Source organism: Ruminococcus sp. XPD3002 (assembly GCA_900119535.1).
Classification (GTDB): domain Bacteria; phylum Bacillota; class Clostridia; order Oscillospirales; family Ruminococcaceae; genus Ruminococcus; species Ruminococcus flavefaciens_H.
In genome coordinates, this window is record FPJT01000001.1 from 362,522 (window position 1) to 374,139 (window position 11,618).

Sequence of the window (11,618 nt, forward strand, 5' to 3'; positions counted from 1 at the left end):
TCCGCCGAAGCTTTTTATGTTATATATTCTTTGGTATTCTTTTTATTATGAGTTCGTAAATAGCAACCGAGCTTATAACTCCCATAAATCCCTGAACAAGGTCTCCGTAAGCTCCCGAAACAGCTGCTGCAAAAGAGCCGTAAATGAATGTTTCATAGAGCACATATCCCGCTGTCATGATTATTTCAGCTGAAACAGCGGCGATTATCCTTGCGGGGAATGTACGGTTAAGGTGCTTTTCGACTGTTTTGAATACATGAAATGACACAACTGCCATAAGTGCCTTTATTACGAGAGTTGCAGGAGCGAAGACAGCATATCCCGAAATGATGTCCGCAAGTGCCGAGCCTATACCTGCTGCGGCTGCACCGAACAGCGGTCCGAGAAGCCATGCGGAAACATTTACTATACAGTCGCCTAAATTAACGTATCCCTGACCGGGAGAAGGTATCTGTATAAGCATAGTGGCAACGCAGGTCATAGCTGCCATTAAAGCCGATAAGGTAAGTATCCTTGTTTTATTGTTTGATGTATGGTTCATAAAAACACCTCTTTTTCAGGTTTATGACACACCTGAGACATACAATCATAACACAAGGGAGCATAAGCTCCCTTGGAATTATACCGCATAAGCGAAGCGTTGTGGTATAATTACCCGATATGCAGGGAGCAAATCGAAGATTTGCGTATCTGCAAGGGGATTCAGATAAATTATAATGAATGCTTTGCATTCATTATACCACATTTCGCATTATAATGCAAGTATTACTTTACTGCATCAAAACCGTGCTGAAGGTCCGCAATAATATCGTCGATGTGTTCTGTACCGATAGAAAGACGGACTGTGTTAGGCTTGATACCTGCTGAAAGCAGTTCCTCTTCGCTCATCTGTGAGTGAGTTGTTGAAGCAGGATGTATAACAAGTGACTTGACATCCGCAACATTTGCAAGGAGCGAGAAGAGTTCGAGACTCTCGGTGAACTTCTTTGCATCCTCTGCACTGCCTTTCAGCTCGAATGTGAATATTGAAGCCGCACCGTTAGGGAAGTATCTGTCATAGAGTTCCTTTTCTCTGCCTTCTGCAAGTGAAGGGTGGTTTACCTTCTCAACCTGTGGGTGTGACTTAAGGAAGTCAACTACCTTGAGAGCGTTTTCGGTGTGACGCTCCAGACGGAGAGAAAGTGTTTCAAGTCCCTGAAGGAGGAGGAAGGAGTTGAAAGGGGAGATAGTTGCGCCCTGATCTCTCATGAGTGTTGTGCGGAGTTTGAGAATATAGGCAAGGTTGCCGCAAGCCTCGGTGAATACGACTCCGTGATATGAAGGATTAGGCTTTGAAAGTCCCGGGAACTTGTCATTCTGTGCCCAGTCGAACTTGCCTGAATCGATAACAACTCCGCCCATTACTGTACCGTGTCCGCCGATGAACTTTGTAGCGGAGTGTACTACGATATCAGCGCCGTGCTCGATAGGTCTCAGGAGGTAAGGTGTAGCGAATGTATTGTCGACGATAAGTGGTATGCCGTGCTTATGAGCGATAGCGGAGATAGCTTCAAGGTCGATGACGTTTGAATTCGGGTTGCCGAGAGTTTCAGCGTAGATAAGCTTAGTGTTTTCTCTGATAGCCTTCTCGAAGTTTTCGGGATCGGAAGGATCAACGAATGTTGTAGTAAGTCCCTGCTCGCGGAGAGTGTTGGAAAGCAGATTATAGCTTCCTCCGTAGAGGTCAACTGATGAAACGATATGATCGCCTGCTGTAGCGATATTCTGTATCGCATAGGATATTGCCGCAGAGCCCGAAGCTGTAGCCAGTGCACCCACGCCGCCCTCTAAAGCTGCGATACGCTTTTCAAAAACGTCCGAGGTAGGATTCATGAGGCGGGTGTAGATGTTGCCGCCTTCTGTAAGGCCGAAGCGTCCAGCTGCCTGAGCAGAATCCTTGAATACGTATGAAGTTGTAGCATAGATCGGGACTGCTCTTGCGTCCGTAGCAGGATCGGGAGACTCCTGACCTGCATGTATCTGTATGGTTTCAAACTTATAGTTACTCATTATAACCGACTCCTTTTTATTTAAATTCCTACTTAATAGATAAAGTAAGTATACTATATCATACATTTCCTACTTTGTCAATAGGATAACTACATATTTAATGATTTTAATTTGATTCTATGCTTATAAGTCCTTTTATCCGTCGCATTCGCTTGGTAAGGAGCTGAAATTCTGCGCTGTCGCCTATATCAAGGACTGCACGGAAACTCGAAACCGGACAGCCGCTGCGGTCCATAGTAACTACAGCGCCGTGCTTGACAACACCGATGCCGAGATTTTTTATTATGCCTGTTATTTCATTTACGAGACCTATCCTGTCCCTGACTTTAATGTGAATCGTTGTGTTCACGACTGTCACCTCTTTTCTGATGTTATTATACCACAGCTTTCGCAATTTGTGAAATATCGGTATTTTATCATTGGTTATAGTATGTATCTATAAAAAAACGGAAAACATCTCTGCTTTCCGCTTATCGTATCAGTTTTTTTCAATACGGGCACGTATATACTTTTCAAGCATATCTACAGTACCCTCAATGCCGAGGCATGAGCTGTTTATCGAGAGGTCGTAAAGTCTCGAATCGCCCCAGTGTCCCGAACAGTGATAGTTATGATAGCTCTTTCTCTTTTTGTCCTTTTTCTCCATGAAGCGCTTTGCGTCCTCTTCCGAAAGCTCGTAAAGCTTCATGACTCTCTTGACCTTTTCTTCGTGGTCGCCGAGAATGAAAAGTGAGATGAGCTGCTTGAAGTCATTGAGCTTAGTCTCTGCACAGCGTCCCACAACAACGAATGAATCGCCGTTTTCAGCATGCTGTCTGAGGAAATTGAACTCCATTTCAGCTATATTATCCTCTATTGAGTTGCTGTAACCGTTTACACGGCGAGAAAATATCTTCATCTTGGGCTTTTCGTCATACTTTTCGACTTCTTCGGGAGTAAGTCCCATTTTCTCGGATATTTCGTTGATAAGATATCTGTCGTAGAACGGTATGTCGAATCGTTTGGCAAGTTCCTCGGCGATCTCTTTTCCGCCGCTTCCGAACTCTCTTCCCACTGAAATAATTATCTGTGACATATACTGACCTCCTTACAATTCAGGGTATCATAAATATCTTACGAATATATAGACTGTTGAAATAGCAAGTACTATAACTGTTGCAGGTGCAAGCTTGCGGCAGTATTTGCCCCAGCCGATAGGATGACCGTTCTTTGCGGCAACAGATGTTCCAACTACGTTTGCAGAAGCTCCGATAGGTGTAGCGCTTCCGCCTATGTCAGTACCGATAGAGAGTGACCACGCAAGGGTGTGAAGATCGACACCTGCGGTAGCTGCAAGGCTTTCGATGATAGGCACCATAGTAGCAGCAAACGGGATATTGTCAACAAAGGCGCTTGCAATAGCAGAGAGCCAGAGTATGATAGCTACCATGACGTAAACATTTCCGCCGCTTATCTTTCCGATGAAGTCAGCGATCAGTTTAAGTATGCCGGTTTCTTCGAGTCCTGCAACAACGACGAAGAGTCCCACGAAGAAAAGAAGTGTCTTATAGTCGACCTTTTTGAGCAGCTCGGGGATGTGCTTTGCATTTGCGATAAGGGTTATCACAGCGATAAAAAGTCCGATAGTTGCTACAGTAAGGTGAGTAGTTGCGTGAGTTACGAGAAGGATAACAGCGATACCGAAAATGATACTGCTTATGATGAAATCCTTTTTATTTGTAATAGCCTCGGAAGGCTTCGGGAATTTCGACATATCCACATCCGAGCCGCCTTCTGTGACGATCTCTTTGCGGAATACAAAATAGAAGAATATAACAGAAACGATCAGGCTGATACCGGCGACAAGACCTGTATTCATCAGGAAATCGAAGAATGAAAGTCCGATAGAAGTTCCTACGATGATATTCGGAGGATCTCCGCACATAGTTGCCGAACCGCCGAGGTTCGCACAGAAGATCTCTGAAAGGATCATAGGTACGGGGTTGAACTTAAGCAGCTGAGCAAGCTCGATAGTTACAGCTGCAAGGAACATGATAACTGTGATACTGTCGATGAACATTGAAAGCACCGCAGACATTACCATAAAGGTGATGAATATGGGAATGGTCTTACATTTAACAAGGTAGGCTATCTTCATGCAAAGCCATCGGAAGAATCCTGCTTTTGCCATACCCTCGACCATTACCATCATACCTGCAATGAAGAGGATAGTCGCCCAGTTTATACCTTTGCTTTCGCTCTCGGTGACCTGATACCAGAAACTCGTCGCGGCGAAGTCTTTGATCGCAAGAGTGTCCCATACCGCCGAACCGCTTTTCATACATATACCGAATACAACGATAAGAGTAAGCAGTCCGCAGCCGAGAGTAACGATGTGTCTTTCGATCTTATCCATAACGATGAGAAGGAACATCGCAACGAATATGATCACAGCGAAGATCTGTGCTGCTGCCATAAAAATACCTCCAAGCTGAACGTTCAACGTTCATGATACTGTTTCCTGCCAAGGCGGAAAACGCACTAAATCGAATTATATCACAAACCGCAGCTTATTTCAAGGAAAAAAATGCTTTTTTTCCTTAATTTCTCAAATTTCACGAAAAGCATTTGTTTTTACTGACTGAAGGTCGGATTTTTGGGCAATATTCCATTTTGTATCATCCGTAATACATATTATTATATATCTTGAACAGCCTGAGAGCAGCTTCGGCAACGGTATTCTTATCGTATATCACAAGGTTGCTTGCTTCTATGAAGGATTCTATCATTTCTTCGTTTTCAAGCTGAGGATCCATGCGGCTTATTATATAGTTGTTTTCCATCTGAACAGCCGCATCATACTGAAGTCCTTTGAGCATACCCTTGCTGTCAAGGTAGTTCCTTGCGTGAGTGCTTATGGGAACGCCCTTGTCGAGTCCCTGATAATCAGCCATATCGCTGCTGTTAAGGAGAAAGTCCATAAGCATTGCCGCTTCCTGCGGATGTTCGGTATTTCTGCTTATGGCATACAGAGTTGCAGGCTTAGCGAACCAGCCTGAGCCTGCTTTTTCGGGCATCCACGCTGTATATGGTGCAACGGTTATCTCGCTGCCGTTATCAATCGCCTTGCCGTAATAGTTCATGGCATCGCTTATCCAGCCTACAGTGCCTGCATATACGCCGTTATCTATGTTCAGCTTATTGAAGTCCTCGACCTTCGGAACGACATTTCCCACTACAAGACCTACATAGAAATCGATCATTACCATAAGCTCATTGACGTTGAAGCGGATATGTCCGTTATAGTCCATGATGCTTTTCTGGCAGGTCTGTTCGGCATACGCTATGCTGTAGAGCCACATGGACTTTTTTGAGCCTGCCAGCGGATATACTCCGTCAGCTCTCATTTTTTCTGCCGCTTTGTAAAGATCATCCCATGTATCTGGGACATCGAGACCATACTTGTCATAAATGGACTTGTTTATATATACGGTCTCGGCATTCATTGCAATGGGAAGGGCGTTGAGTACGCCGTTTTTTCTGCCGTAATCCAGCATATTATCATCAAAACCCGAAAGGTCGATATGGTCCTTCAGCATTTCAAGGTCGAAATAGCCGTTGCCGTCTGAAGAATATTCATCGAGCCAGCCGATATTTATCTGCATAACGTCCTCTTCGGTACCCGAGAGCATACGTATCCTGTTGCGTTCCTCGAAGCCTGTCCACTCGGAATAGCTGCACTTAACATGGATATCGGGATGAAGCTCCTCGAATTTTTCTATAGCGGACATGGTGTATTCATTTCTGTAGTCGTTACCCCACCACGAGAAGGTTATCTCGGTCTTTTCGGTTTTTGTGTGGACTACCTGCTGTTTTTCTCCGCAGGAACAGAGCATTGCACCTGCCAAAGCCATAGCAAGGGGTATCCTTATGAATTTTTTCATTGCTTGTCCTCCTTGTTATGTCCGCCGTCATAAATGGTGTAGGTGTCTTTGCCTTTGCCCTTTGAGTAGTAAAGAGCCTTGTCCGCAGATGAATAGATATCCGCGAAATTATTGCCGTGATCGGGGAAAATAGCGGCACCGATACTTGCTGATATCTTGTATTTTCCGTCATCGCCTGTATAGTGAGTGCTGAAAGCATCGCAGAGATCGGCACATTTCTGATTGAGAACGTCGAACGAGCTCTCGTCATCGAGACGCATGAGAGCACCGAATTCGTCACCGCCGAGACGTCCGCTGATATCGGTATCATCGGAGAAAACAAAGCGGAGGATACTTCCCGTTTTAGCAAGGACACGGTCGCCGTATGCATGACCGAGATTATCGTTGACTCCCTTGAAGTTATCCAGATCAAGAAGAATAAAGGCGTATTTTTCGGAATCCTTCCTGTTTTCAAAGTGCTGATTAACTGCGTCCTCGAAGGTCAGCTTGTTGAATACGCCTGTAAGCTGATCGATACTTGCCTTGGTATCAAGGTGCATGACCACATCGGTCACGGGAGCAGTTATACGGAAAGAGAAGCGGACTGCTATCAGTGCAGAGAGCAGAGCCGCAATAGCCGCTGTTAGATATATATAAATATGCATATTGTTTTTTTCGTGAAGGAGAGAAGCAGTATCAATGGTAGTGACTATATGCCATTTTCCGTTCTTCTCGATAGATATAAGGTACTTATCGTCCATCATGACCGCCGAGTTTTTATCTTTGGTCCTTTCGGTTATAGCAGTGTCTATCTCCGTACCGATCTCATCCCTTTCAAAGGAATAGATGATATTATTCTGGTCATCTACAAGGCGAACGGTCATATTCCCGTTTATCTCCGAGCTGTCGAATACAGATTCCAGCTCTTTTACGTAGAACGAGATAATGAGGATAGCGTTGCTGTGGACTCTTTTTACGTAGTATATGCGTCTGTAATCGCCTTTGCATCCTGCTGCCCAGCCGTCGTTAGTACGGTGACGGGTTATCATGGAGCTGAGTTCCTTGAACATATTCTCTCCGAAAAGCGTTGTGGTACTGTTGGAGATCTTTCCGACGCTTCTGTTATTGCTGTAGATTATACCGTAATCCACAAGGTTATCCATGATACAGAGGCTCGAAAGCTTATCTGTTATTCGTTTTTCTGTACTTATAGCCTCATATTCATCATTTGAGGGATCGGTGGCATCATAGCTGTAGGTGGTTTCGTCGCCGAAAGCAAGTGCACCGATAGTTTCGATACGAGAAAGATAGCCTTCGAGGTTCAGCTTCATCTGAGTGCTGAGAGATGAGGACATTTCTGTTACCTTGTTAATAATAACTTCGTCGGTCTTTTTCATATAAAGGAATGATACCGACATGATAGCCGCGATAAGTATAAGAACATATCCGATTATCATATAGAATTTCAGCCGACGTATGGTTTTGATACTCGGCTTTCCGATAGTACGCTTTGACATTTCAAGCTCCTTTGTTTGTTATTATTGCTCCGATTAATTAAACTCTGACGGAGATGAGGAAGAAATGCTGTTTTGTATGGCAAGGTTTAATTCGTGAAGCAATAAGCCCTGAATATACTGATGATCCCCACGGCAGTCCGTAAATGCAGACACGCCATAACGCTGACAGGTTATTTTTTACCTTTCAGCTGTTAACAATTTTCCTTGTAAATATAGACTTTTTTTGAACATGCAAAACAATTATACCATAATGCTCCGACAAATTCATGGACATTATGTGAACAATCGTCATTTTCTGACAGCAAATGCAAACTCTGAATTATCTGTTGACTGTAAAAGAAAATACAGTTATAATAAATGTATACTCAATAACCGCATCCAAAACACAGGAAAGGAATGAAATCTATGAACGGTAAACTTCTGAAAGGACTTGCGGCTTCTGCGGCGCTGGTACTATCTTCATTAAGTGTACAGGGTACTGCGGCAGCGGAAGCAGGAATGAAGGACAGCGGTATAAGCTACAGAGAGACAGTAGAAACGATACAGAACCCTGCCGCAGGTTACACCTCTACGGTCTGGGCTTACTGTTCTCCGGGCAAAACGAACGTTTACAGTCCCACAGGCACTTTCGTTCTTTTTTTCATAGATATAGGCGGATTTTCCTGCGGTGCGAACGGTACTTCTTCCGATGACGGCACCTATACCGAGGGTAAGGACTATCCCCTTGATGACACGTTCTTCTCTGCATGGCGTCAGACTCTTGAAAACTGCCGCAGGAACGGATGCATGGTGGGAATGAGGTTCAGGTACGATGCCAACGGAAAAGAAAACCCCGAACCTGCGTCATTTGATATGGTCCTTTCGCATATAGACCAGATAAAGAAAAGCGGCATACTTTCAGATTACAGCGACATAATAACGCTTGTCGAGTCGGGATTTGTAGGCAAATGGGGCGAACAGCACGGCGGTAAATATACTTCTTTGGAGTACAAGGCAAAGCTGCTCGATGCGCTCCTTGATGCTGTCCCGGATAACATACCCGTTACGGTAAGAACTCCCGATACCTTTGCAGAGTGGGCAGGGATAAAACGCTCACAGCTGACGGATGCCGACTTATACGAAAAGGCACGTCTCAGCAGTGATTCCGTAGATCAGCGTATCCTTTCCCGACGAGTTGGTATGTACAATGACGGATATATGGGCAGTGATTCGGACCTCGGTACTTTTGCCGACCGTAAAAAGGAAACGAACTGGCTCAGCAGTGTTACTCCCGAGACCTACTACGGCGGAGAGTTTTCGGGAAATATCGATTTCGCCAGAAAGTACGATACCTACCTGCCCGAAAATGCAATACCCGAGATGTACAAGACTCACCTGAGCTACATCAACGGCAATATCTTCGGACTGTACAAGGACTATACCTTCAACAGCGCACTTGATACAGTAGATGCCGATAATTCCGCTTATTACGGACAGAATGTGTTCACGTTCATCAGGGACCACTTAGGCTACAGGTTCGTACTCAGAAAATCGGAGATTTCGGACAGCGTACAGCAGGGCGGTCTTCTGAAGCTGAAATTCAGCGTGGAGAATACTGGCTTTTCTGCACCTGTGCCCCATACACAGGGATATATCATACTCGAAAGAGACGGCGTTTACATTAAGGTACCCGTTGACCTCGACTGTCACAGCTGGGACTCCTGTACCGTGACCGATAGTGAGCTTACCGTAAAGCTGCCCGACAATATCAGGACGGGAAAATGGAACGTCTGCCTTAAGGAAACTATGGGCGGATACAGCGATGAGTTCACGGAGCTTCCGCTGAGGTCCATACGTTTTGCAAACAAGGATGTGTGGAAGTCCGAACTTGGTGCTAACTATCTTGGAAGTGTGGATATAACCGCTTCGGACAGCAAGGGTGCCGATAATTCGATGTACGGGATAACTCCTCAGGGCAGAGGACTTTCTTCCGATGAGTTCCTCTGTTCCGAAAGCAGGACTGTTGTGGACGGCATTATGACATATAACAGCGAGTGGACGGATGATATGCTTCTTGCAAAGAACGAAAACGGTACTTCATTATCGGTTAGGGCAGATGAGAAATACCTCTATGTGATGAGCCGTATGCCCGAAGGTTCGTCCGCCCCTGTTTACAATATACAGTTGAATGTACCGAAGAATGATAATGAATATTTCTGGCTGTACTACGCTTCAAACGGATTCGTTTACTTCAATCACGACAACAGGGATGGATGCGAGTGCAAGTGGAAGGGCGATATGGTAGAGTTCAGACTGCCTTTTGATGTATTTGGAATCAGTGCAGGAGATGAAATAAAGAACCTGAGAGTCTTTCTGCAGGACAGCGGAAATGACTGGAAGCTTATGGGCGATGCAAAGGCTGCGGAGCTTACAGTTCCCGCGGATATGACGGTTTACACTGCGGAAAAGGATATTGTTTTAGCTGAGGGCGAAAGCAGTACACTGAGAGTAAGGACTCCTGTTGAAAATGTGTCATATCAGTGGATGAAGGACGGCACAGCATTGAAGAACGGTTCCGGGGACACTTATACTATTAATAAAGCGTCAGCATCCGACAAGGGAGTTTACACAGTAAAGCTGACATCGGCGGACGGTATCGTCAAGGAAGTTACAGCGGCTAACGTACTGGATGTCATAAGCGGCGGACTTACAGGTGATACGAACGGGGACGGAGCGATAACATCAGCGGACCTTGTACTGCTGAGCAGGTGGCTGATGAACGCAAAAGACGCAAAGACTCCGCAGAATGCCGACATTATCCCCGACGGACGTATAAACGTCCATGACCTTACTGCTCTCAGGAAGCTGGTTATTTCCTGATTTGATACGGAAGAAAGGATAGTAATGAAACATCTTAGAAAAATAATATGTGCAGCTTTATGCGTATCTGCGCTTTATTCTTGCAGCGCTGATATAAATGTTATTTCGGGCAGTGATGAGCCTGCGGAGGCTGTTCGGGAGTCAGAAGAAGTTACCGATGCAGAGGAGTTCACCGAAGCGGAGACTACTCAGATGACAGAGGAAGTCGCTGAAGAAGAACCTTTTACAGAAGCGGAGACTCTCCCTCCCACGGAACCTTCATCGCTGTTATCTTCTCCCGAGGATATCGGACTTTACGATGCGGACGGTCTCGGACAGAATTATGTTTTCACCTATGACGGCGAGGAATATTACGCATTGTGCGAGCCTGACAACTGGCACATAACAGATTCATACAAGATACAGGATGAGTATGATATACTTACAATATGTCAGGCGCTGAACAGCGTACACATTGTACCAGGTGCGGACGGAACTTCATTCAGAACTGCGGAGGATATGGCTTACGAGTGGGTGCAGCACAACATTGCGTATCAGCTTCTGCCTGATGATTCACCGTGGAAAGAAAGTGCCAAGGATGTTGACCTTGATTCAAAGGATCAGGGTAAGAGCGCATATCAGATGCTTATAGAAAGATTGCAGTAAAGGAGGAAAAAATGGAAAATGCATACTTTTTTGTGACCGCTGCTTTTGCAGGTGCACTGCTTATTTACGCAGGGATACTCTATGCGGCTAAGTCCGTGGATCTGATACCGAAGAGTCAGTTTGCAGACATAAAGGACAAGAAAAAATACGCAGTACAGTTTGCGAAGCTCATTGCAGTGATAGCTCTGGCGCCTCTGATAAGCGGTATTATCAGCCTGTTTGCACCGATACCTGCTGCACTGGCGGTGCTTGTAGTCGGAATTGTTGCAGCAATAAATGCAGGAAGACTTCTGATGAAGGATGTATTATGAGCGGAAACTACTGTAATGAAGAAACTCCACAGGATAAGTGAACCGCACCACATTGTGCGTACAGCACAAAAAAGCCCCTATGGCAAATAGAATTAAGCTACGAACTGGCTTCGCAATTCAAGCGGAGTCAGTTTTGTTTTGAGTTGAATGCGCTGGTGATTGTAAAAGTAGATGTAATCATCGATGAGCCGTCTTGCATCGGCAAATGTTTTGATCTTTGTCCTGTGAATACACTCTGTTTTTAGGATCGAGAAAAAATTTTCCGCTAAAGCATTATCATATGGGTTCCCACGTCTTGACATTGACGGCGTAATGTTGTATGATTTAGTTAGGTT

General features: G+C 45.1%; 11 protein-coding genes. 3 read left to right on the top strand and 8 right to left on the bottom strand.

Annotated elements, in window-relative coordinates; genetic code table 11:
• Positions 1-19: 19 nt before the first annotated feature.
• The 7 genes from BT127_RS01425 to BT127_RS01455 all read right to left on the bottom strand — a co-directional run bounded on the left by BT127_RS01425 (position 20) and on the right by BT127_RS01455 (position 7,468).
• On the bottom strand, positions 20-541 hold the full coding sequence (locus tag BT127_RS01425) for an ECF transporter S component (RefSeq protein WP_075423237.1): 522 nt from the start codon (positions 539-541) through the stop codon (positions 20-22).
• 224 nt (positions 542-765) lie between these two features.
• Positions 766-2,049, bottom strand: coding sequence for an O-acetylhomoserine aminocarboxypropyltransferase/cysteine synthase family protein (locus tag BT127_RS01430; protein WP_075423238.1), 1,284 nt, complete (start codon positions 2,047-2,049; stop codon positions 766-768).
• 106 nt (positions 2,050-2,155) lie between these two features.
• Positions 2,156-2,398: an ACT domain-containing protein gene (locus tag BT127_RS01435; RefSeq protein WP_075423239.1), complete on the bottom strand. Its 243-nt coding sequence runs from the start codon at positions 2,396-2,398 to the stop codon at positions 2,156-2,158.
• Positions 2,399-2,527: 129 nt separating this feature from the next.
• A complete protein-coding gene (locus BT127_RS01440; RefSeq protein WP_075423240.1) occupies positions 2,528-3,124 on the bottom strand; it encodes a cytidylate kinase-like family protein in 597 nt (198 codons plus the stop codon).
• 27 nt (positions 3,125-3,151) lie between these two features.
• On the bottom strand, positions 3,152-4,504 hold the full coding sequence (locus BT127_RS01445; RefSeq protein ID WP_075423241.1) for an ArsB/NhaD family transporter: 1,353 nt from the start codon (positions 4,502-4,504) through the stop codon (positions 3,152-3,154).
• Between the two features lie 202 nt (positions 4,505-4,706).
• Positions 4,707-5,972 (bottom strand): ABC transporter substrate-binding protein, encoded by a 1,266-nt coding sequence (locus tag BT127_RS01450; protein WP_075423242.1) that lies wholly within the window; start codon positions 5,970-5,972, stop codon positions 4,707-4,709.
• Entirely contained in the window at positions 5,969-7,468 is a 1,500-nt protein-coding gene (locus BT127_RS01455) for a sensor domain-containing diguanylate cyclase (RefSeq protein ID WP_075423243.1), read from the bottom strand. Before BT127_RS01455 ends, BT127_RS01450 begins: the two co-directional genes overlap by 4 nt.
• A 405-nt stretch (positions 7,469-7,873) precedes the next feature.
• Between BT127_RS01455 and BT127_RS01460 the strand changes: the two genes are divergently transcribed.
• From BT127_RS01460 to BT127_RS01470, 3 genes are read left to right on the top strand one after another with little or no spacing between them, the layout of a single operon-like run.
• Complete coding sequence (locus BT127_RS01460; RefSeq protein ID WP_075423244.1) at positions 7,874-10,327, top strand: DUF4832 domain-containing protein; 2,454 nt, start codon at positions 7,874-7,876, stop codon at positions 10,325-10,327.
• 24 nt (positions 10,328-10,351) lie between these two features.
• Positions 10,352-10,972 carry a hypothetical protein gene (locus BT127_RS01465; RefSeq protein ID WP_075423245.1) on the top strand — a complete coding sequence of 207 codons (621 nt, stop codon included), beginning with the start codon at positions 10,352-10,354 and terminating at the stop codon, positions 10,970-10,972.
• Positions 10,973-10,983: 11 nt separating this feature from the next.
• A complete protein-coding gene (locus BT127_RS01470) occupies positions 10,984-11,283 on the top strand; it encodes a hypothetical protein (protein ID WP_075423246.1) in 300 nt (99 codons plus the stop codon).
• A 92-nt stretch (positions 11,284-11,375) separates the two neighbouring features.
• Here the strand turns inward: BT127_RS01470 and BT127_RS01475 are convergent.
• Positions 11,376-11,618: IS3 family transposase (locus BT127_RS01475; RefSeq protein ID WP_139275342.1), on the bottom strand; the 243-nt coding region annotated here is incomplete at its 5' end.